We start from the raw sequence: 20,407 nt of genomic DNA on the forward strand, positions 1-20,407 counted from the left end.
AACACGCACCCCTCGTATGACACCTTTAGGGCCTGCCGCGCCGCGTGAGCGCCCATAAGTGTCATACCAACGGGATCCCGAACCCCTCATATGACACCTTTGCCGGGTACGCCCGCGCGCAACTCCCCACAAGTGTCATTCGAGCGGCCCGGCCCGGCCCTTCCCGCCCGTCATATGGCACCTTTACCGCGCACGAGCGCGCGCGACCCGAAGGCGGAGCGGGGCGCGGGTTACGCGACGCGGGCGGCCCAGCGGGCCAGGCGCGCGAGGAGGGCGCGGTGCGAGGTGGACTCGTACGACTCCGGGCCGTGGCCGAGCAGGTCGACCGCGACGCGCGACGCGCCGTGCTGTCGCGTCCACACGACCGGGTGATCGTGGCCGTCGTGCCGGTGCGTAGCGACGACGTCGCGGGTCCCGAACTGCTGCATATAGGAGTACCGCTCGTCGAACGCCTCGAGCGGCTCGGATCCGGCGAGCGGGTGCGACGGATCCCACTCGAAGCGCGCGTCGTCGCGCGGCGGGTGCATCGACATTCCCGGCACCCACATGCCGCCCACCGCGACGGGCCACGATGGGTAGTCCCGCAGCGACGCGAGGGAGGTGTGCATGGCGAGCACTCCGATGCCGCGGCCGAGCGCGGCGTCGAGGCCGTGGACGGCGGCCGTGGGCGCACCGAGCGGGATCGTCTCGTGGCGCCACGGGTCGCCCGCGTTGACGGCCAGCAGTTCGGCCGTGGTGAGGTTGTCGAGCGCCTCGTCGACGGGCAGGATGTGCGTGTCGAAGCCCGCATCGTTCAGCACGCCGGCCAGGGCGGGCGTCGTCTCGTCGAAGGGGTGCCAGGGGTCGCGGTAGCGTCCGTCGGCGGTGGCGATGATCGCGAGCATGATTACCTTCCGGGGGTGCTGTCGCGTACGATGACGTCGACGGGCAGGGGATCCGGATCCGTCCATTCGTCGGCCGTCACGGCCGCGACGGCCTGGCGACCGAGTTCATCGAGCGGCGCGCGCACGGTCGTGAGCGCGGGCACGATGTCGCGGCCCGTGTCGATGTCACCGAAGCCCGCGATGGCGATGTCGCTGCCGACCTCCCGGCCCGCATCGCGCACCGCCGACATCGCGCCGAAGGCGACGACATCGCTGGCGCCGAAGACGACGGTGCCGGCGGCGACGCCCTCCGCGAGCGCGCGCGTCATGAGCTCGTAGCCCGCATCGCGCGTGAGCTCGCCCCGCAGGATCCGGGGCTCGGATCCGCCCGCCTCCGTGAACCCGGAGACGAAGCCGGCGACGCGGTCGTCGCTCGTGATGAGGCCGGCGTCGGCGGCGAGCACGATCGCCTCGCGGTAGCCGAGGCCGGCGAGCGTCGCTCCCAGTTCGTGGGTGCCCTCGCGGTTCGCGATGCCGACCGTGCGGCTGGTGACGCCGTCGGCGGGGGATCCGAGCGTGACCACGCGGACGCCGTCGTTCTCGAGGTCCGCGAGCGCCTGCGCGAGGGCCGGGCTGGATTCGGAGGTGCGGCGCGACGCGGCGAGCACGATGCCGTAGGGGCGCTGCCCGCGCAGCGAGCGGATCAGTCGCGCCTCGCGTTCGGGGGAGCGCTCGGTGATGCCGATCGACATCACGAGGTTCTGCTCCTCGGCGGCGTGTGCGACGCCGGCGGCGACCTGGGAGAAGTAGGAGTCGGCGATGTTGGCGACGAGCAGGGCGATCGCGTGCGAGGAGCCGCGCGCCGTCGCCTGCGCGGAGAAGTTCGCGGAGTAGCCCAGCCGCGCTGCGGCGGCCTCCACGCGCTCGCGATACGACTCGGCGACCTTTCGCGTGGATCCGTTCAGCACGCGTGAGGCGGTGGCGAGCGAGACGCCGGCCTCCTGCGCCACATCGTGCAGCGTCGCCGCGCGCTTCACCGTTGAAGAGGTCATATCTCTGATGTTATCGAAGGTTCAGGTCCCCGAAGTCTGCACGTCTCCGCGCGGTCATCTGTACGCAGCAGATGACCGCGCGGAGACGTGATGACATGGGGTTATGCCAGGTGCGGCGCGACGGCGCGGTCGAAGCCGGCGATCGTGCGGCGCACGGCCTCGGCGGGATCCGTGTCCCAGATCGACTGGTTGAGCAGCTCGACCTCGACGTCGCCCGTGTAGCCCGCCGCCTCGACGGCGCGGGTCATGTCCGCGAAGTCGATGACGCCGTCGCCGGGGTAGTGGCGCGAGAGCAGGTTGTCCGCCTCGAGCGGCGTCTTCCAGTCGCACACCTGGTAGCTGGCGATGCGCCCCTCGGCGCCCGCGCGGGCGATCTTGGGAAGCACCTCCGGGTCCCACCAGAGGTGGAAGGTGTCGACCGTGACGCCCACGACGGCCGGGTCGAAATCGGCCGCGATGTCGAGCGCCTGGTCGAGCGTGGACAGCACCGAACGGTCGGACGCGTACATGGGGTGCAGCGGCTCGAGGGCGAGCTGCACGCCCTGGTCCTTCGCATAGGGTGCGAGGGTCGCGACGGCGTCGCGCACGCGCTCGCGTGCGCCGACGAGGTCGCGGGATCCCTCCGGCAGGCCGCCGACGACGATCACGAGCGCGGCTCGGGATCCTTCGGCGCCGGCGGCCGCGAGGGCGGCGGTCTCGTCGATCGCGCGGCGGTTGTCGTCGAGGGCGGCCACGCGAGCGGGGCCCTCCTCGGCGGTGAACCATCCGCCGCGGCAGTGCGTCGAGTAGCGCAGGCCGGAGTCGGCGATCATCTTCACCGACTCGGCGAGGCCCGCCTCCTGCACCTGCTCGCGCCAGAGGCCGATCGAGGCGATGCCCGCGTTCTGCACGACCTCGATCGCCTGTGCGACGGTGGTGTACTTGATCGTCGCCTGGTTGATCGACAGGCGGGGGTGCGGCGCGGTCATGCGGTCACTCCGTTCAGGCGCAGGTAGTCGTTCCAGCGCTGCACCGCGAGCTCGGGCTTCTCGAGCGCGTGGGCGTCGTTCGCGAGGCGCACGATCTCCGAGAGGTGCGGCAGGCTGCGCGCGGAGTGCAGGCCGCCGATCATCTGGAACGCCGCCTGGTGACCGTTGAGCCAGGCGAGGAACGCGACGCCCGTCTTGTAGTAGAACGTCGGCGCGGCGAAGACCTGGCGGCTGAGTGCCTCCGTGGGCTGCAGCAGCTCGTAGTAGCGGTCCGGGTCGCCGGCGTCGAGCGCCTGGATCGCGGCCGAGGCCACGGGCGTGATGGCGGCGAAGGCGCCGAGCAGGGCGTCGGAGTGGGTCCGGGTGGTGCCCTCGGTGCGAGCGGGCTGCTCGGCCTGGGGAACGTCCGCGCCGCCGATGAGGCCGACGTAGTTGAAGTCGTCGCCCGTGAACATGCGTACACCCTCGGGCAGGCGCTCGCGCACATACACCTCGCTGTCGGCGTCGAGCAGGCTCATCTTGATACCGGCGATCTTGTCGACGTTCTCGGTGATGATGTCGACGACCGTGCTGCCGGAGACGCGCCAGTCGCTCGCCCCGAAGTAGCCCTCGAGGATCGGGTCGAAGGCGGTGCCGAGCCAGTGCAGCACGACCTTGCCCTCGGCCTTCGCCAGCACCGCGCGGTACACGTCGCGGTAGTCGTCGGCGCTCGTCGCGGTGCGCGCCAGGTGGCGGCTCGCCATGAGCACGGGCACGGCGCCGTGTTCCTCGGCGTGCTCGAGCTGGTAGACGTAGCCGTCGATGATCTGCTGCAGCGAGATGGACTGCTCGTCGATGTGGTCGGTGTTCACGCCGACCGCGACGGATCCGCCCTCCTCGCGGGCGACCTCGGCGCTGCGGGCGATCAGCTCGCGGACGGCCGTGGCGTCGATTCCCATGTTGCGTTGCGCGGTGTCCATGGCGTCGGCGACGCCGAGACCCCACGAGTAGACCGAGCGGCGGAACGCGAGGGTCGCGTCCCAGTCGATCGTGGCGGGCTGGCCCGGCGTGTTGTCGGCCCAGGCGATCGGCGCGACGTGCGCGGCGGCGTAGGCCACGCGCGAGCGCAGGCCGCCGGCCGGCTTCGTGAAGCCGGGGGCCTCGTTCGCGGGGGCGAGCGACGTGGATCCGTCCGCGCCCAGCAGGATGAAACTGTCAGCCATGATCAGTTCAGGACGATCTCGTCGAGGGCGACCTTCGCGCCGGTCGAGTTCGACTCGAGGCCGGCCTGGGCGAGCTGCATGCCGCGGGCGCCCGCGAGCAGGTCGAACGGGTAGTCGGTGCCGGTGACGTAGCTCTCCAGGAACTCCTGCCACTGCTGACGGAAGCCGTTGAGGAAGACGTCGTTGTTCGGGACCTTCTGCCACGTCGCGTCGTAGTCGATCGTGTCCTCGAGGTCCGGGTTCCAGACGGGCTTCGGGGTGGCGTTGCGCGGCTGGATGCGCGCGCCGAAGAGGCCGACGACGGCGGATCCGTGCGTGCCGTCGATGTGGAACTCGACGAGCTCGTCGCGGTTCACGCGCGTGGTCCACGAGGAGTTGATCTGCGCGATCGCGCCGCCCTCGAGCTCGAACACGCCGTAGGCGGCGTCCTCGGCGGTGGTGGTGTAGTGCTCGCCGTTCTCGTCCCAGCGGTCCGGGATGTGGATCGAGGCCTGCGTGTAGACCGTGTTGACCTTGCCGAAGAGGTTCTCGAGCACGTAGTTCCAGTGCGGGAACATGTCGACGATGATGCCGCCGCCGTCCTCGACGCGGTAGTTCCAGCTGGGGCGCTGCGCGGGCTGCCAGTCGCCCTCGAACACCCAGTAGCCGAACTCGCCGCGCACCGAGAGGATGCGGCCGAAGAAGCCCGAGTCGATGAGGCGCTTGGCCTTCTGCAGGCCGGGGAGGTAGAGCTTGTCGTGCACGACACCGGCCTTGACGCCCGCGTCCTTCGCGAGCTGCGCGAGCTCGATGGCCTCTTCGAGGCTCTCGGCCGTCGGCTTCTCGGTGTAGATGGTCTTGCCGGCGGCGATGGCCTTGCGCAGCGCGGTGGCGCGGGCCTTGGTCACGAGGAAGTCGGCGTAGATCTCCCACTTCGGGTCGGCGAGGGCGGCGTCGAGGTCGGTCGTGTAGTCCTCGATGCCGTGGCGCTGGGCGAGCTCGGCGAGCTTGGCCTCGCTGCGGCCGACCAGCAGCGGGCGGACGGTGACCTTGGTGCCGTCGGACAGCTCGAAGCCGCCCTCGTCGCGGATCGCGAGGATCGAGCGCACGAGGTGCTGACGGTAGCCCATGCGCCCCGAGGCGCCGTTCATGATGATGCCGATCTCGCGGACGGCGGGGGTGGTGTCGGTCACAATGCTTCCTTGCTCTTGGCTGACGGTAAGCGCTTTCCGCGCTAAGGAGAGTTTGCCATAGTCGCGCGGCTTCGGCAAACGTGCGGAAGGGGCGCCGCGTACGAATGCGCGACGCCCCTCCCGTCGGGCTCGGGCTAAGCCCTCACGCGATGCCGTTCACGGCGTGCGCGGCGACCTCCGTCGCGAAGCGCTCGCCGCGCGCGAGCCGCACGATCTCGTCGACGGCGTGGGATCCGAGGCGCGCGAGCTCGTTGCCGAGCGCGCCCGCGACGTGCGGTGTGAGGATCACGCCGGGCGCGTCGTAGAGCCGGTGATCGCTCGGCAGGGGCTCGGGATCCGTGACGTCGAGGACGGCGCGGATCCGGCCCCGTTCGAGTTCGTCGACGAGCGCTTCGGTGTCGACGATGGCGCCGCGCGCGGTGTTGATGAGGGTCGCGCCGTCGGGCAGGAGCGCGAGCTGCGCGGATCCGATCATCCCGACGGTCGAGTCGAGCAGGGGCGCGTGCAGCGAGACGACGCGCGAGCGCGAGAGGAGTTCGTCGAGGGGCACGAGCGCGGCGCCGAGGGCGGCGGCCTCTCCCGGGGCGAGGGTGGGGTCCGCGAGGAGGACCTCATGGTCGAAGGGACGCAGCAACTCGAGCACGCGGCGGCCGATGCGTGACGCGCCGACGAGACCAATCGTCGAGCGGTGATTGCCGAAGGATCCGGTGGGTGCCCAGAGCAGCGAGCGCTCGCGGCGCAGGAAATCCTGCGCGTCGAACACCCGCTTGCCCGCGAGCAGGATCATCGCCAGCGCATACTCGGCGACGGGGATGCCGTTGGCGTCGGCGGCGGAGGAGACCCGCACGCCCCGCGCCCACGACGCATCCGTCACGATGCGCTTGACGGTGCCGGCGGCGTGCGCGACGGCGGTGAGCTTCGGCGCCCGGGCGAGGAACGCGTCGTCCAGGGCGGGGCCGCCCCACCCGGTCAGCAGCACCTCGCACTCGGCGAGATCCGCGTCCCAGCGGGGATCAGAGGCGTCGGTCATGACGCCGGGGACGACCTCGGCCACGCCGGCGAGCCGGTTCCGCGCATCGTCGTCGAAGAGCTGCGCCGCGAGTGCCTCGTCGCGCATCGCGATGATCACCCGCGGCATCAGGCGACCGGCCCGTCCGTCGGCACGGAGTCGACGGATCCGTCCGCCCAGGTGACGACAACCACGTCGCCCCGAATCTCGACCCGGGGCGCCGCCACCCCCGACCCCACTCCACCCCCCGTTGAAATGACACTTATACGGGGTGTTTCGCCCGCCGACCCCGCAAAGGTGTCATTCGAACGGGTGGTGGGTGTGCCCGTGAGCTCGACGAGGGCGGCCGCGAGCGTCGCCTCCGGGAGCGGGGCGGAGGAGACCGCGAGCGGCGTGATCGAGACGGGCCCGAACGGATCCGCGCCCGTGCGTTCGATCTGCTCGAGGCGGTCGGCGCCGCGCACGGGCAGGATCCGCGAGATCGCGCGCTCGTTGGCCACCCTGCCCGGCAGGACTCCGGTCGGGTTCGCGAGCGGCCAACCGCCGAACGACACGCGCCAGGGGCCCGGGTCCCGAGGCCAGGCCGCGTCGGCGTCGAGCTCGATGGTCGACGCGGCGCGGCCGCTCGCCTGCGGGGCGGCGCGCCACCAGGCGAGCCGCAGCTCCGCGGATCCGTTCACGACCGACGCGACCGTGAGGATCGGTCCGAGCGCCATGCCGGTGAGGTCCTGCGCGTCGAGCGCCTCGGGATCGAGGAAGTGCACGCGCGAGCGCGACACGGCGACGCGGTCCGTCAGGGCGCCCCTCTGGATCCCGTCGCGGTGTGCCGAGCGGTCGTTCGCGTTGATCAGCGTCGCGTGGGATTCGCGCGGATCCGCGACGGCGTCCGCGCCGAGCTGGGGCGAGGTGACGTTGGAGTATCCGATGCGGCGGTAGAACGCGTCGTCGGCGTGGGCGACGGTGCGCGGCTCTCCGAGACGATCGGAACCGTGATTGACGACGCGCACGATCCCGTCCGCCGGCGTCTCGGACACGATCCAGCCGGGGGCGGCCAGCGCGCGCTGGCGCGGCGCCTCGGGAAGCGTGGGCGTGGCCGCCCACTCCGGGTGATCTGCCGGGAGGAGGAGACCCACGAAGGCCTTGCTCGCCCAGTAGGGCGAGGCGGCCCCGGTGTAGCGTTGGCGCACCCGCGGAAACGCACCGTGCCACCCGATCGAGAGCAGACCATCGTCGTTCAGCGCACCAGCGCGCAGGAAGCCGTCGATCATGCGCTCGCCGAGCACGCGCGTCTCGCCGGGCCGGAGGGGGGAGACGTCCGCGAGGACCCCGGCCCAGAACGGCGCGAGCGTCGCGAAGCGGTAGGTCACGGAGCGGCCGATGAGCGCGGGGGAGCCGTCCGAGCCGATGAGCGAGCGCGCCTGCTCGATGAACGCGGCCAGGCGGTCGCGGTGCGCTTGGGCGAGCTCCCGACCGCGGATCCTTGATTCGAGCAGCGGGTAGAGGTGCCACGCCCATCCGGCGTACCAGTCGAAGTTCTGGCGCTCGCCGTCACGTCCGCGCCCGTCCGAATACCAGCCGTCGCCGACGTAGAGCAGCTCCGTCAGCTCGTGGTTGCGGGCGAGGTCGTTCGGGTCATCATCCGCTCCGACGGACACGAGGAACGCCTCCATGACGTTCTGGAACCACAACCAGTTGTTGCGGAAGCCCGTCATGCCGAGGATGTCCGAGAACCACGACACCGTGTTCTGCTGGGTGCGTTCGTCGAGCAGGTCCCACAGCCACGGGCGGGTCTCCGCGAGGCCGATCGCGATCGAGGCGCCCTCCACGACGGCCTGGCGGCGCTCCCCGAACCGGGGCCAGCGCTCGGGGTGGTCGGGATCGGTGCCGGCGCGGAGGCCATCGGCGTAGCGCGCGAGGAGTCCGCGCGGGTCGTCGCCGTTCTCGCCGGCGACGCGCATCGCGGCGGCGAGGAAGGTGCGGGCGTATCCCTCGAGCCCGTCGCTCCAGGCGCCGGATGCGCTGACGGGGCCGGGCAGCCGCAGGAGGGAGCGGGCCGGCGACGCGTGGCGCCATGCCGCATCGACCAGATCGTCGGCGAGCGCGAGCCACGGCGTCTTGCCGCGGGCGCCGTCGCCGGAAGGGAACGAGGTCAGATGTGTCGCCGCTGTCACAGGTGCTACATTGCACGAATATCGAACGCCTAGGGGTCGTATCGATCATTTCCGTACATCTAGCGACATGGGAGTCCGGATGACAACGCCCGCGCCGAAGCGCCGCCTGCCTCGCGGACGACACGAGCACATCCTGCGCGAGCTGGAGCTGCGCGGCAGCGTGCGCGCCGCGGCGATCGCCGCCGAGCTGGGGGTCACGGAGGTGACGATCCGACGCGATCTCATCGAACTGGAGAAGCTCGGCAAGCTCGCGCGCGTGCACGGCGGTGCGATCTCGATCGCCGCACCCGAGGCGCCGCGGGCGGGGAAGTCGCTCGCGGGGCTCGTCCTGCCGACGGGCGCGTCGCACTACCCCGACGTCGTCCGCGGCGCGGAGAGCGCGTCTCCGTCGCTGCGCGCCCGCGTCGTGCTCGCGTCGTCGAACTACTCCCTCGCGACCGAGCAGCGTCACCTCGAACGGCTGATCAAGCTCGGCGTGGACGGCATCATCCTCGCGCCGACGCTCCGCGACCGCACGCTCGACGAGCTCGCGGGCGCGCTTTCGCGGTTGAGCGTGCCGGTGGTCCTGCTCGAACGCCGGCTCGAGGCGTCGTCGGCGCTCGCCCGCTACGACTGGGTGCGCACGGATCACGCGCGCGGCGCGGAACTCGCGGTGGAGCATCTGGTCGAGCTTGGGCACGGCGCGGTCGGGCTCGCCCTGCTCGATCGCACCCCGACGGCGCCGTCGATCCGAGAGGGATACGGGCGGGCCGTCGCGGCGCTCGGGCTTCGCTCTGCTCCGGTCGTCTCCCTCCCCAAGACGGAGGACGACCCGGACGCCGCGGCGGCGGAGCTGTCGCGATTCCTCGACGAGTGCATGGCCGCGGGCGTGCGCGGTGCCGTCGTCCACACCGATTTCCACGCGGCGCACCTCCTCGAGATCGCGATCGACCGGGGCGTCCGCGTGCCGGAAGAGTTCTCGATCGTGGCCTACGACGACGAAAACGCCCAGCTCGCGATCGTTCCGCTGACGGCGGTGTCGCCGCCCGGCCGCGAGCTCGGACGCCTCGCGATGAGCACGCTGTTCGAGCGGATCCAGGCGGAGGACGAGGCGGAACTCGCGCCGCGCCATATCAGCCTCGTGCCCCGCCTCAACGTCCGGAGATCGAGCGGTCCGCCACCGTCTGATCGGTAATGTTCGTTTGTTCGTTTTTCGAATCGCTGCGTCGATATCCTCGCGAAGACAGATCCCGGTTCGGGGTCGTTCTTCACAGAGCAAGGAGGCTCACTCATGCGATTCACTCGGACCATCAGCGCCGTCGCCGCGGCAGGTATCGCGGTCGGCGCTCTCGCCGGCTGCTCGTCCGACACCTCCGCCGGTGATGGCGCGGACGGGGGCAACGTCGAACTCACCGTCACCTGGTGGGGCAACGAGAGCCGCATCGAGAAGTACGAGAAGTCGTTCGAGATCTTCGAGGAAGAGCACCCCGGGGTCGAGATCACGGGTGTTCCCAGCGACTACGGCTCGTACTGGACCTCCCGGTCGACCGAAGGAGCCGCGCGCGAGCTGCCCGACCTCATGCAGTTCGATCCGAACCTGGCGAAGTACGCGAAGAACGGTCTGCTGCTCGACCTGACTGATTACGTCGGCGACACGATCGACTTCACCAATGTCGACGAGAACATCGTGAAGGGTGCTCAGATCGATGGCGTGCAGTACGGCGTGCCCTTCGGTATCGGCACCTTCGCCCTGTTCGTCAACAAGGCGCTCGTCGAGAAGGCCGGCGTCGAGATGCTCGAGCCCGACTACACGTGGGAGGAGCTCAACGCGTGGATCGGTGAGATCACCGCGGCGGGGGTGACGAACGACGAGGGCCAGCCCGTCTACGGCGGCAACGACCACGGGGCCGCGACGCAGCTGTTCTACCAGTGGCTCGTGCAGAAGGGGATCGAGCCCTGGGACGGCGAGACACCCGGCTTCACGCAGCAGGACATCGTCGACTACCTGAGCCTCGAGGAGGAGGGCCTGACGAACGGCGCTTTCTATCCGATCGACCGCACCACGCAGGTCGCCCCGCTCGACGGCTTTTCGATGAACGAGTCGGCCTCGTCTCTGACCTTCGCGAGCTTCTACGGGCGCTACGCCCCCGAAGTCGGCGCCGAGAACATCGTCATGCTGCCCGTGCCGTCGGGGGAGAGCGGCGAAAAGGCCATGTGGTTCGCGCCGAGCAACTACGCCATCGGGGCCAACACCGAGCACCCGCAGGAGGCGACCGAGCTCGCCGACTTCCTCGCCCGCGATGCTCGCGTCGCCGAGATCTTCGGCACGGACCGCGGCGTCATGGTCGACAACGAGACGCGCGCCGGATTCGAGCCGCAGGACGGAACGGGTGACGCCGAGGTCCTCGCCTACGTCGATGGCGTGCAGGAGTACGCGACGGCCGTCACCCCGGAGACCCCCGAGAACTTCGCGTCCTACGAGGCCGAGTGGCTGCGCCTGAACGAGGAGCGCATGTACGGCAACATCACCGCGGAGCAGTTCGCCGAGCAGTGGTGGGCGGAAGCCGGCCTCTGAGCCGTCGTCCGGGAGTCACACTATGACCGTCACCACGCAACAACCGGCCCGTGCGCGGGCGGCGAGCGGCGACCGCGCCGCGCGCCGCCCCGCGCCCGGCGCGCGGGCCCGCAGGCCTCACGGCCGCGACAATCGCGCCGGATACACCTTCCTGCTGCCCTGGCTGATCGGCTTCATCGGTCTTACCGCCGGGCCCATGATCGCCTCGCTGTACCTCTCCTTCACGGAGTACAACCTGTTCCAGCCGCCTGAGTGGGTCGGCACCGACAACTATGCGAGGCTCTTCCAGGATCCGCGCTTCATCCAGTCGTCTGTCGTCACGCTCACCTATGTGCTGATCGGCACGCCGGTGAAGCTGATCGTGTCGCTCGCCGTCGCGATGCTGCTCAACAACAATCGCCGCGGCCAGGGCTTCTACCGCTCCGCCTTCTACGTCCCCTCGCTCGTCGGCGCATCGGTCGCGATCGCGATCGTGTGGCGTGCGATGTTCATCGACGACGGCGTCGTCGACAAAATCGGCGCTTTCTTCGGCGTCGACTGGGGCGGATGGGTCGGCGACCCGAACTACACGATTTACATGTTCATCCTGCTGGCGGCGTGGCAGTTCGGCGCTCCCATGGTGATCTTCCTCGCGGGTCTGAAGGACATCCCGGCCGAGCTGTACGAGGCCGCCGAGATGGACGGCGCGGGCTGGTGGCGAAAGTTCGTCAGCATCACACTGCCGACGCTCTCGCCCGTGCTCTTCTTCAACCTGCTCCTCGAGATGATCAACGCTTTCCAGGTCTTCGGATCCGCCTTCATCATCTCCAACGGAACCGGCGGGCCCGCCGGATCCACCCTCTTCTACACGCTGTACCTGTACCAGCGCGGCTTCGAAGACCAGCAGCTCGGCTATGCCTCGGCGCTCGCCTGGGTGCTGCTCGTCGTCATCGGCATCGTCACGGCGATCTTCTTCCGCAGCTCGAAGATGTGGGTGCACTACGGAGGTGACGCGCGATGACGATCCAGGCCACACGCGCGATCGTGGTTCCCGACGACGACAAGCGGGCGCGGATCCCGAAGCGCACGCGGACGGATCGCGGCAAGCGAGCCGCCGGCTCCATCGCCTTCCATGCGGTGTCGATCGCGCTGCTGATCGTGCTCCTCTACCCGGCGGCGTGGATGGTTCTCTCGGCGTTCAAGCCGTCGGGCGACATCATCGGCAACGTGTCGCTGATTCCCGAGACGTGGACGCTCGAGAATTTCACACAGGTGTTAGAGGGCATCGCCGGGATGTCGTTCTGGCGCTTCGCGTGGAACTCCCTCGTACTCGCGGTTCTGACCGTCGTGGGAGTGTGCCTCTCGTCGTCGGTGACCGCCTACGCCTTCGCTCGCATCGACTTCAGGGGGCGCGGGATCTGGTTCGCGCTGATGATCGGCACGCTGCTGCTGCCGTTCCACGTCGTGATCATCCCGCAGTACATCGTGTTCAACCAGCTGAACATGATCAACACGTTCACGCCGCTGCTTATCGGCCGGTTCCTCGCGACCGAGGCGTTTTTCGTGTTCCTGCTCGTGCAGTTCATGCGCAGCGTGCCGCGCGATCTCGACGAGGCGGCGCGCATCGACGGCGCCGGGCACGTGCGCATCTTCACGACGATCATGCTGCCGCTCATGCGCCCCGCACTCGTGACGTGCTCGATCTTCGCCTTCCTGAACAGCTGGAACGACTTCTTCGGCCCACTGCTGTACCTGAAGTCGCCGGATCTGTACCCGCTGCCGATCGCCCTGCGCCTTTACATCGACTCGACGTCGGCGTCGAACTTCGGAGCCCAGATGGCGATGGCGGTGCTCTCGCTGCTGCCCGTGCTGCTGTTCTTCCTGATCTTCCAGCGCTACATCGTGGGCGGCATCGCCACCAGCGGGTTGAAGGGCTGATGACGAAGAAGCTGCGCCCGTACGGATCCCCGAAGTTCGCGCTCTTCGGGGAGACGATGCTGGCCGGCCTCGTCGTCGCGCTGTGCAGCCTCCCGGTCGTGACCGCGGTTCCCGCGATTGCGGCGGGCGCCCGCCACCTGCGTCGGCACAACGAGGGGTATTCGGACCGCGTCGCCGATCTGTTCCGGGACGTCGGGGCCGCGATCCGACGCCTGTGGGCGCTGGGGGTCTGCTCGGCGCTGGTCGTCGCGCTGCTCGTCATCGACGTGCGCGCGATGACGATGCTCGACATCCCCGGATCCCGCCCGGTCGCGATCGTGCTCGCCCTCGCGGCGCTCGCCGCGGCCGTCATCGTGCTCCGCTTCGCGGGCGGGTGGGATCCGTCGGACCGCGCCCTGCCGGGACTGCGGCGCGCGCTGGCCGAGTCGGCGGCGGATCCGCTCGGCAGCGGCCTGCTGCTCCTGGCGATCGCGGGAACGGCGGTCGTGGTGTGGATGTTCCCGGCCCTCGCGGCAATCGCCGGAGGGATCCTCGCGCTCGCCGCATACGCCGTCGACACCCGCCTCGACTCACTGACACGGACCCCGGACTAACCCCGCGCGCGCCACCTCACCCCCACCCCCACACCGTTCATATGACACTTCCGCACCCTTATGGGGCGCGTGACACGCCAGAGGTGTCATATGAACGGTGCCGGGAATCAGGCGCGTGGGGGGAGTTGGGCGATGAGGGCGTCGAGCTTGTCGGCGGTGTCTTCCCAGCTGTCGACGGCGATGCACGTCACGCCCATGGCGAGCACGGGGTAGTCGTTGCCGTCCTCGTCGAGGCGGTCGCCGTAGAAGAGCATGTCGTCGAGGGCGATGCCGGTCTCGGCGGCGAGCTGGTTCATGCCGTACGCCTTGTCGATTCCCTTGCGGGTGATGTCGACGGAGGTGGATCCTCCGGAGCGCACCTCGAGGTCGGGAACGCGCGCGGCGACCGCGTCGCGGAGCGCGGACTTCTTCTCGCTCGTCGGGTCCCAGGCCTTCTTGGCGTCGACGGGGGCCGCCTGTCCGAGCGCGGAGAAGGTGATCTGGGATCCGCGGTCTTCGAGGATCGGGCCCCAGGTGTCGGTCTCCCAGTAGCCGAGGCGCTTGGCCTCTTCCTCCACGGCGGTGAGCGCGCGGGTCTTCTCGTCGTCGGTGAGATCGCGCGAGTACAGGAGGGCGAACTCGGTGCCGTTGTGGCGGTAGTACGCGGTGCCGCAGGTGGGGAGGAGGTGGATGTGGGCGAGCGCGTCGCCGGCGTCGGGGAGGTTGTCGACGACCTGGCTGCGGAACTGGCCGATCTGTCCGCCGGAGATGATGGCGACCTCGACGCGGCCGGCGAGGTCGACGAGTTGCTGGGCGACGCGGGGGTCGACGGGCGACTTCGATGGCGCGAGGGTGTCGTCGAGGTCGAAGGCCACGACGAGCGGCTGAGAATCAGTCATGCGAACCATTGTCGCCGATCGCGACTCGATGTGCGGTGGGGGCTCTTCCGAGGATCCGGCAGAATGAGCACTCGACGCCTGCGACGATGCGGCGCCGGTCCGTTGATCTTCACCGAGGAAGAAGCGGGCGGAAAGGACGGACATGACCGAAAAGACCTGGAGCGACCTGGAGCGTCGCCTTCCGGAATGGTACGAGCGCGCGAAGTTCGGGATCTTCATCCACTGGGGTGCGTACTCGGTGCCGGCGTGGGGCGAGCCGCTCGGCGCCCTGGGCGAGATCGACGACGCGACGTGGTTCGCCCACAATCCGTATGCGGAGTGGTACTTCAACACGATCCGCATCGACGGCAGCCCGGCGCAGCGGCACCATCGCGAGACCTACGGCGACGCGCCCTATGACGCGTTCCTCGACGAGTGGAGGGCGGAGAACTTCGACCCGCGCGCCTGGGCCGAGCTGTTTGCGCGCGCCGGAGCCGAATACGTCATCCCCACGACCAAGCATCACGACGGCATCACCCTGTGGGACGCGCCGGGTACGGGGGCCCGCAACACCGTGCGCCGCGGACCCCGCCGCGACCTGGTCGGCGCGATCGCGGACGCGGTGCGCGAGGCGGGGATCCGCTTCGGCGTCTATTACTCCGGCGGGCTCGACTGGTCGATCACCGATCTCCCGCCGCACCGCTCCGGTGCGGAGGTGAAGAGCCTTCGCCCCAACGATGCCGCCTACCACTACTACGCGCTCTCGCACGTGCGCGACTTGATCGAGCGGTACCGGCCCGACGTGCTGTGGAACGACATCGAGTGGCCCGACGCGGGCAAGCACAACGAGAAGGACGGCCTGCACGGCCTCTTCGCCGACTACTTCTCGAGCAACCCCGACGGCATCGTCAACGACCGATGGGGCGACACCTATCACGACGTCGCCACGACCGAGTATTCGGCGGGCAAGGAGAACGAGAACGAGGCGGTCTGGGAGAACAACCGGGGCCTCGGCTGGTCCTTCGGATACAACCGCGTTGAGTCGCCGCGCGAGATCCTCGACTCCCTGCAGCTCGCCAAGCACTGGGTCGACGTCGTCTCGAAGGGCGGACGGCTGCTTCTCAACGTCGGCCCCATGGCCGACGGCACGATTCCCGAACTGCAGCAGCGAAGCCTCGAGGGATTCGGCGACTGGAAGCGCGGGGCGATCGCGGAGGCCGCCGCCGTGACGCGCCGCATGGCGCCGCCGGTCACCGCCGGCGACGAGCGCTGGCGTCGCGAATGGGAGACGCCGGACGAGCGGATCCTGTTCCTCGCGGAGCCGGGCGAGTACCGGATCCCCGAGGGTGCGGATCCCGCCGGGGCGCGCGTGCTCGCGGGCGAGGCATCGGTCGACGGGGGAGCGATCCGTGTGGAGGCGGTCGGCGCGGGGCCGGTGGCCGTTGCCTTCGCCCGTGCGTAGGTGAGAATCTGACGTGAGGAGCCGGATCCGTTCGCGCGGGGTGAACGGATCCGGTAACGTTGCTTGTTGGTGCGCGCGCTGTCGCGCATCCGAACGTGAGCCCTCCACCGGTTGTGTTGGCCCGGTCTGCCCGGACAACCGCCCCGGAGTGGGATTCACGAACCTCTCCGTTCGACAAGAAAGCAGCACTATCGTGACTCGCACTTACACCCCGAAGGCTGGCGACGCTCAGCGCGACTGGCTCGTGATCGACGCCGCCGACGTCGTTCTCGGTCGCCTCGCCTCGCACGCTGCGGCGCTCCTGCGCGGCAAGCACAAGACGACCTTCGCCCCCCACATGGACATGGGTGACTTCGTCATCATCATCAACGCTGACAAGGTCGTCCTCACGGGCAACAAGGCCGAGAACAAGCGTGCCTACCGTCACTCGGGTTACCCGGGTGGTCTGAAGTCGGTCAGCTACACCGAGCTGCTCGAGAACAACCCGGTTCGCGCCGTGGAGAAGGCCGTTCGCGGCATGCTTCCGAAGAACACCCTCGGTCGCAACCAGCTGGCGAAGCTGAAGGTGTACACGGGTGCCGAGCACCCCCACGCCGCTCAGAAGCCCCAGACGTACACTTTCGACCAGGTCGCCCAGTAAGCGCCGCGGCTTTAAGGACTAACTCGTGACTGAAGACGTTCAGAACTACACCACCGAGACCCCGGCCGAGGCCGAGGTCGTCGCCGAGCGCCCGGTCGTCAGCGTCCCCGGTGCCGCTGTCGGTCGTCGCAAGCAGGCTATCGCCCGCGCGCGCCTGATCCCCGGCGAGGGCTCCTTCACGGTCAACGGCCGTGAGCTCGCGGAGTACTTCCCCAACAAGCTGCACCAGCAGCTCATCACCGACCCCTTCACGCTGCTCGGCCTCACGGGCGCCTACGACGTGATCGCTCGCATCAGCGGCGGCGGCCCCTCGGGCCAGGCCGGCGCGCTGCGCCTCGCGATCTCGCGCGCGCTCAACGAGATCGACCGCGAGAACAACCGTCCGGCCCTCAAGAAGGCTGGCTTCCTCACCCGTGACGCCCGCGTCATCGAGCGTAAGAAGGCCGGTCTCAAGAAGGCCCGCAAGGCTTCGCAGTTCTCGAAGCGCTGATCGAGCCCTCTATGGCTCTTTTCGGCACGGATGGTGTGCGAGGGCTCGCCAATGGCGCCCTCACTGCCGACCTTGCTCTCTCCCTGGCCCAGGCGACTGCTGTCGTCCTGGGCCAGGGGCGTTCTGCAGAGGCGCGCCGCGCCCAGGGACGTCGCACGAAGGCCGTGATCGCCCGCGATCCGCGCATCTCGGGCGACTTCCTGGGCGCCGCCGTCTCGGCGGGGCTCGCGGCGAGCGGGGTCGATGTTTACGACGCGGGAGTGATCCCGACGCCGGCACTGGCGTTCCTCGTGAACGACTTCGATGCCGATTTCGGCATCATGATCTCGGCGTCCCACAACCCCGCCCCCGACAACGGCATCAAGATCTTCGCGCGCGGCGGCGTCAAGCTGCCCGACATCGTCGAGGAGCGCATCGAGCACTACCTCGATGAGCCGAAGCTGCTGCCCACGGGCGCCGACGTGGGGCGGATCCGTCGCTTCGCGGACGCGGAAGACCGCTATCTGCTGCACCTGCTCGGCACGCTCCCCGTGCGCCTCGACGGGCTGCACGTCGTGATCGACTGCGCCAACGGCGCCGCGAGCGGTGTCTCGCCGCAGCTCTTCGCCGACGCCGGGGCGCGGGTGACCGTGATCGGTGCGGACCCGGACGGCATCAACATCAACGACGGCATCGGCTCGACGCATCTCGACGTCATCTCGAAGGCCGTGGTCGAGCACGGCGCCGACGTGGGCATCGCCCACGACGGCGACGCCGACCGGTGCCTCGCGGTCGACGCCGAGGGCAAGCCGATCGACGGCGACCAGATCATGGCGATCCTCGCCGCGTCTCTCCACGAGCGCGGTCTGCTCGCGCAGGACACCCTCGTCGCGACGGTGATGAGCAATCTCGGGCTCAAGCTCGCGATGCAGGAGCGGGGCATCCGCGTCGTCGAGACCGCAGTCGGCGACCGGTATGTGCTCGAGGAGATGAACCGGTCCGGATACTCGCTCGGTGGCGAGCAGTCGGGGCACGTCATCATGAACGACCACTCCACGACCGGCGACGGCCTGCTCACGGGCCTGCAACTGGTTGCCGAGATGGCGCGCACGGGCAAGACGCTCGCCGAGCTGGCCTCGATCATGACCGTGTTCCCGCAGACCATGATCAACGTCAAGGGCGTAGATAAGACGCGCGTCGACGACGAGCAGGTGCAGGCGGCGGTCGAGGCCGTCGAGGCCGAGCTGGGCGACACCGGTCGCGTGCTGCTGCGCCCGTCCGGCACCGAACCCCTCGTGCGGGTCATGGTGGAGGCGGCGACCCACGACGAGGCCGAGCGCGCTGCGTCGGGCCTCGCGCAGATCGTCGAGGAACGGCTCGCGCTCGAGGAGTAGCCTCGCGCCGACATGCCGGAGGCCCCTTCCCGTGGGAAGGGGCCTCCGGCATGTTTCACCAGCCCATGTCCTCCGAGTAGCGGAGGAGGATCCCCTCGCGCAGCGCCCAGGGGCTGACCTCCAGCTCGGACGCATCGAGCGCCTTCATCGCCTCGTTCAGGACGACGGCTCCCGCGGTGATCTGGAAGGTGCGCTCGGGCGTGATGCCCGGAAGCTCCTGACGCGAGGCGGCCGGGATCCGCGCGAGCACGGGGATCCACGACTCCAATTCCTGCTGCGGCAGCATCCACCGCGCCGCGCCGCCCCAGCCGCTGCGCTTGTAGCCGACGAGGCGCGCGAGCGAGCGGATCGTCTTCGAGGATCCGACCACGTGATCGGGAGAGGGGATCCGCCCAAAGCGCGCGGCGACGGCCGCGAGCGTCTCCTCCGAGTGGTGCGCGAGCCGCTCGATGGCGTCATCGCCCGGGGGATCCTGCGGCAGGTACTCGACCGTCATGCGGCCCGCCCCGAGGGGCACCGACTCCGCCAGCTGCGGGAGCTCGTCCGCGCCGCCGGCGATCTCGAGTGATCCGCCACCGATGTCGAAGAGCAGGATCTGACCGGCCGACCAGCCGAACCAGCGCCGCACGGCGAGGAAGGTAAACCGCGCCTCCTCGGATCCGCCCAGCACCTGAAGCTGCTGGTCGATCGCCTGCTCGATGAGGGCGATGACCTCCGGTCCATTGGTCGCCTCGCGGATCGCGCTCGTCGCGGTCGCGAGCAGCTCGCTGACGTTCTCCTTCTCGGCGACCGCCTTCGCGCGGCGCACGGCGGCGATGATCAGTTCGACGCCCTCGTCGGAGATCGACCCGTCCGGCGTGAGGTAGCGCATGAGCCGAAGCGTCGACTTCTCGCTCGTGGTGGCGAGCGGCCGCCCTCCCGGCTCGGCGTTCGCGACGAGCAGGTGGACAGTGTTCGATCCGATGTCGAGAACCCCGAGGCGCATACGACAAAACATAGCGCGGATGAGTGGCGCCAAAAAACGTGCGCCCGACCGGGCGTCGAGCGCGTTTTCTGGCGACCCGTGGGTGGCCGTAAGATCGTGTGAATGACGGCTGATAGCAGTTCCCTGCAGCTCTCGCTCTACCGCGACATTCCCCGCGCGGAGTGGGCGAGGCTTGCGCGCGGCATGGATCAGCCCCTCACCGAGCAGGAGATCGTGCAGATCCGCGGCCTCGGCGACCGCCTCGACGTCGACGAGGTGCGCGACGTCTACCTCCCGCTCAGCAGGCTGCTCAGCGCGTGGGCCGCCGGCACGCGGCAGATCGGATCCGAGGTCGGTGCGTTCCTCGGCGAGGACCAGCCGCGGATCCCGTTCGTCGTCGGCGTGGCCGGATCCGTCGCCGTCGGGAAATCGACCGTTGCGCGCCTCCTGCGCGAATTGATGAGCCGCTGGGCCGACACCCCGCGCGTGGAGCTCGTCACGACCGACGGCTTCCTCTACCCGAACGCCGAGCTCGAGCGGCGCGGGATCATGGACCGCAAGGGCTTCCCCGAGTCGTACGACCGCCGCGCGTTGGTCGATTTCGTCACGCGCGTGAAGTCCGGCGCCGCCGAGGTGCGGGCGCCGTTCTACTCGCACATGAAGTACGACATCATGCCCGACGCGGCGGTGGTCGTGCGGCAGCCCGATGTCCTCATCGTCGAGGGACTGAACGTGCTGCAGCCGCCGCCCGCGCCCAACGACGTGGCCGTCAGTGACCTGTTCGACTTCTCGATCTATGTCGACGCCGAGACGGACCACATCGAGCAGTGGTTCGTGGGCCGCTTCTTGAAGCTCCGCGAGGGCGCCTTCGCGAACCCCGAGTCGTACTTCAAGGTGTTCCAGCACCTCTCCGACGCCGAGGCCATCGAGACCGCGCGCGGCATCTGGCGCGACATCAACCTCCCGAACCTCGTCGAGAACGTCGAGCCCACGAAGCACCGCGGCACCCTCGTGCTGCGCAAGGGCCCCGAGCACGCGGTCGAACGCGTCCTCCTGCGGAAGCTCTAATATGCCGGGCGTGTCCCAGTTGGTGCGCTTATGGCGGGGCTATTCCCGCTGT

Annotated in this window: 18 protein-coding genes and 1 pseudogene; 10 read left to right on the forward strand and 9 right to left on the reverse strand. The window is 69.5% G+C overall.

Annotation, left to right across the window (positions count from 1 at the left end; all coding sequences use genetic code 11):
- Positions 1 to 230: 230 nt before the first annotated feature.
- The 7 genes from IEX05_RS08995 to IEX05_RS09025 form a co-directional block, all read right to left on the reverse strand.
- Positions 231 to 884, reverse strand: coding sequence for a ThuA domain-containing protein (locus IEX05_RS08995; RefSeq protein WP_188701068.1), 654 nt, complete (start codon positions 882 to 884; stop codon positions 231 to 233).
- 2 nt (positions 885 to 886) lie between these two features.
- Positions 887 to 1,915: a LacI family DNA-binding transcriptional regulator gene (locus IEX05_RS09000; RefSeq protein ID WP_188701070.1), complete on the reverse strand. Its 1,029-nt coding sequence runs from the start codon at positions 1,913 to 1,915 to the stop codon at positions 887 to 889.
- 101 nt (positions 1,916 to 2,016) lie between these two features.
- A complete protein-coding gene (locus IEX05_RS09005; protein ID WP_188701072.1) occupies positions 2,017 to 2,883 on the reverse strand; it encodes a sugar phosphate isomerase/epimerase family protein in 867 nt (288 codons plus the stop codon).
- A complete protein-coding gene (locus IEX05_RS09010; protein ID WP_188701074.1) occupies positions 2,880 to 4,085 on the reverse strand; it encodes a DUF993 family protein in 1,206 nt (401 codons plus the stop codon). Before IEX05_RS09010 ends, IEX05_RS09005 begins: the two co-directional genes overlap by 4 nt.
- A gap of 2 nt (positions 4,086 to 4,087) precedes the next feature.
- Positions 4,088 to 5,215, reverse strand: a complete 1,128-nt coding sequence (locus tag IEX05_RS09015; RefSeq protein WP_188701476.1) for a Gfo/Idh/MocA family protein — start codon at positions 5,213 to 5,215, stop codon at positions 4,088 to 4,090.
- A 184-nt stretch (positions 5,216 to 5,399) separates the two neighbouring features.
- Positions 5,400 to 6,395 carry a hydroxyacid dehydrogenase gene (locus IEX05_RS09020; RefSeq protein ID WP_188701076.1) on the reverse strand — a complete coding sequence of 332 codons (996 nt, stop codon included), beginning with the start codon at positions 6,393 to 6,395 and terminating at the stop codon, positions 5,400 to 5,402.
- A complete protein-coding gene (locus IEX05_RS09025) occupies positions 6,395 to 8,437 on the reverse strand; it encodes a DUF2264 domain-containing protein (RefSeq protein ID WP_188701078.1) in 2,043 nt (680 codons plus the stop codon). The genes IEX05_RS09020 and IEX05_RS09025 overlap by 1 nt, the downstream gene beginning before the upstream one ends.
- 79 nt (positions 8,438 to 8,516) lie before the next feature.
- Between IEX05_RS09025 and IEX05_RS09030 the strand changes: the two genes are divergently transcribed.
- From IEX05_RS09030 to IEX05_RS09050, 5 genes are all read left to right on the forward strand, one after another.
- Positions 8,517 to 9,611 carry a substrate-binding domain-containing protein gene (locus IEX05_RS09030; RefSeq protein WP_188701080.1) on the forward strand — a complete coding sequence of 365 codons (1,095 nt, stop codon included), beginning with the start codon at positions 8,517 to 8,519 and terminating at the stop codon, positions 9,609 to 9,611.
- Between the two features lie 96 nt (positions 9,612 to 9,707).
- Positions 9,708 to 10,991, forward strand: coding sequence for an ABC transporter substrate-binding protein (locus IEX05_RS09035; protein WP_188701082.1), 1,284 nt, complete (start codon positions 9,708 to 9,710; stop codon positions 10,989 to 10,991).
- A 22-nt stretch (positions 10,992 to 11,013) separates the two neighbouring features.
- The gene (locus IEX05_RS09040; RefSeq protein WP_188701084.1) at positions 11,014 to 11,991 is read left to right on the forward strand and encodes a carbohydrate ABC transporter permease; all 978 of its coding nucleotides are present in this window, start codon (positions 11,014 to 11,016) and stop codon (positions 11,989 to 11,991) included.
- Entirely contained in the window at positions 11,988 to 12,908 is a 921-nt protein-coding gene (locus IEX05_RS09045; RefSeq protein ID WP_188701087.1) for a carbohydrate ABC transporter permease, read from the forward strand. The genes IEX05_RS09040 and IEX05_RS09045 overlap by 4 nt, the downstream gene beginning before the upstream one ends.
- Positions 12,908 to 13,501: a hypothetical protein gene (locus IEX05_RS09050; RefSeq protein WP_188701089.1), complete on the forward strand. Its 594-nt coding sequence runs from the start codon at positions 12,908 to 12,910 to the stop codon at positions 13,499 to 13,501. Before IEX05_RS09045 ends, IEX05_RS09050 begins: the two co-directional genes overlap by 1 nt.
- Positions 13,502 to 13,608: 107 nt before the next feature.
- On the opposite strand, the gene IEX05_RS09055 is transcribed toward IEX05_RS09050, so the two are convergent.
- Complete coding sequence (locus tag IEX05_RS09055; protein WP_188701091.1) at positions 13,609 to 14,379, reverse strand: HAD-IIB family hydrolase; 771 nt, start codon at positions 14,377 to 14,379, stop codon at positions 13,609 to 13,611.
- A gap of 136 nt (positions 14,380 to 14,515) precedes the next feature.
- On the opposite strand from IEX05_RS09055, the pseudogene IEX05_RS09060 reads away from it, so the two are divergent.
- The 4 genes and pseudogenes from IEX05_RS09060 to glmM all read left to right on the forward strand — a co-directional run.
- A pseudogene (locus IEX05_RS09060) lies at positions 14,516 to 15,820 on the forward strand (alpha-L-fucosidase); the annotation flags it as partial.
- Between the two features lie 193 nt (positions 15,821 to 16,013).
- Positions 16,014 to 16,460 (forward strand): 50S ribosomal protein L13, encoded by a 447-nt coding sequence (rplM, locus tag IEX05_RS09065; RefSeq protein ID WP_188701095.1) that lies wholly within the window; start codon positions 16,014 to 16,016, stop codon positions 16,458 to 16,460.
- A 25-nt stretch (positions 16,461 to 16,485) separates the two neighbouring features.
- Positions 16,486 to 16,950, forward strand: a complete 465-nt coding sequence (rpsI, locus tag IEX05_RS09070) for a 30S ribosomal protein S9 (RefSeq protein WP_188701097.1) — start codon at positions 16,486 to 16,488, stop codon at positions 16,948 to 16,950.
- Between the two features lie 11 nt (positions 16,951 to 16,961).
- Positions 16,962 to 18,323 (forward strand): phosphoglucosamine mutase, encoded by a 1,362-nt coding sequence (gene glmM / locus IEX05_RS09075; RefSeq protein ID WP_188701098.1) that lies wholly within the window; start codon positions 16,962 to 16,964, stop codon positions 18,321 to 18,323.
- Between the two features lie 55 nt (positions 18,324 to 18,378).
- Here the strand turns inward: glmM and IEX05_RS09080 are convergent, their stop codons facing one another.
- Positions 18,379 to 19,308 carry a Ppx/GppA family phosphatase gene (locus IEX05_RS09080; RefSeq protein WP_188701100.1) on the reverse strand — a complete coding sequence of 310 codons (930 nt, stop codon included), beginning with the start codon at positions 19,306 to 19,308 and terminating at the stop codon, positions 18,379 to 18,381.
- A gap of 102 nt (positions 19,309 to 19,410) precedes the next feature.
- Between IEX05_RS09080 and coaA the strand changes: the two genes are divergently transcribed.
- Positions 19,411 to 20,355, forward strand: a complete 945-nt coding sequence (coaA, locus tag IEX05_RS09085; RefSeq protein WP_188701102.1) for a type I pantothenate kinase — start codon at positions 19,411 to 19,413, stop codon at positions 20,353 to 20,355.
- Positions 20,356 to 20,407: the final 52 nt, after the last annotated feature.

The organism is Microbacterium nanhaiense (assembly GCF_014646015.1).
GTDB lineage: Bacteria > Actinomycetota > Actinomycetes > Actinomycetales > Microbacteriaceae > Microbacterium > Microbacterium nanhaiense.

What these genes read in the sequence shown, in the direction of transcription:
- IEX05_RS08995 (WP_188701068.1), bottom strand. Translation starts at nt 884, where the DNA reads ATGCTCGCGATCATCGCCACCGCCGACGGACGCTACCGCGACCCCTGG.
- IEX05_RS09000 (WP_188701070.1), bottom strand. Translation starts at nt 1,915, where the DNA reads ATGACCTCTTCAACGGTGAAGCGCGCGGCGACGCTGCACGATGTGGCG.
- IEX05_RS09005 (WP_188701072.1), bottom strand. Translation starts at nt 2,883, where the DNA reads ATGACCGCGCCGCACCCCCGCCTGTCGATCAACCAGGCGACGATCAAG.
- IEX05_RS09010 (WP_188701074.1), bottom strand. Translation starts at nt 4,085, where the DNA reads ATGGCTGACAGTTTCATCCTGCTGGGCGCGGACGGATCCACGTCGCTC.
- IEX05_RS09015 (WP_188701476.1), bottom strand. Translation starts at nt 5,215, where the DNA reads ATGAACGGCGCCTCGGGGCGCATGGGCTACCGTCAGCACCTCGTGCGC.
- IEX05_RS09020 (WP_188701076.1), bottom strand. Translation starts at nt 6,395, where the DNA reads ATGCCGCGGGTGATCATCGCGATGCGCGACGAGGCACTCGCGGCGCAG.
- IEX05_RS09030 (WP_188701080.1), top strand. Translation starts at nt 8,517, where the DNA reads ATGACAACGCCCGCGCCGAAGCGCCGCCTGCCTCGCGGACGACACGAG.
- IEX05_RS09035 (WP_188701082.1), top strand. Translation starts at nt 9,708, where the DNA reads ATGCGATTCACTCGGACCATCAGCGCCGTCGCCGCGGCAGGTATCGCG.
- IEX05_RS09040 (WP_188701084.1), top strand. Translation starts at nt 11,014, where the DNA reads ATGACCGTCACCACGCAACAACCGGCCCGTGCGCGGGCGGCGAGCGGC.
- IEX05_RS09045 (WP_188701087.1), top strand. Translation starts at nt 11,988, where the DNA reads ATGACGATCCAGGCCACACGCGCGATCGTGGTTCCCGACGACGACAAG.
- IEX05_RS09050 (WP_188701089.1), top strand. Translation starts at nt 12,908, where the DNA reads ATGACGAAGAAGCTGCGCCCGTACGGATCCCCGAAGTTCGCGCTCTTC.
- IEX05_RS09055 (WP_188701091.1), bottom strand. Translation starts at nt 14,379, where the DNA reads ATGACTGATTCTCAGCCGCTCGTCGTGGCCTTCGACCTCGACGACACC.
- glmM (WP_188701098.1), top strand. Translation starts at nt 16,962, where the DNA reads ATGGCTCTTTTCGGCACGGATGGTGTGCGAGGGCTCGCCAATGGCGCC.
- IEX05_RS09080 (WP_188701100.1), bottom strand. Translation starts at nt 19,308, where the DNA reads ATGCGCCTCGGGGTTCTCGACATCGGATCGAACACTGTCCACCTGCTC.
- coaA (WP_188701102.1), top strand. Translation starts at nt 19,411, where the DNA reads ATGACGGCTGATAGCAGTTCCCTGCAGCTCTCGCTCTACCGCGACATT.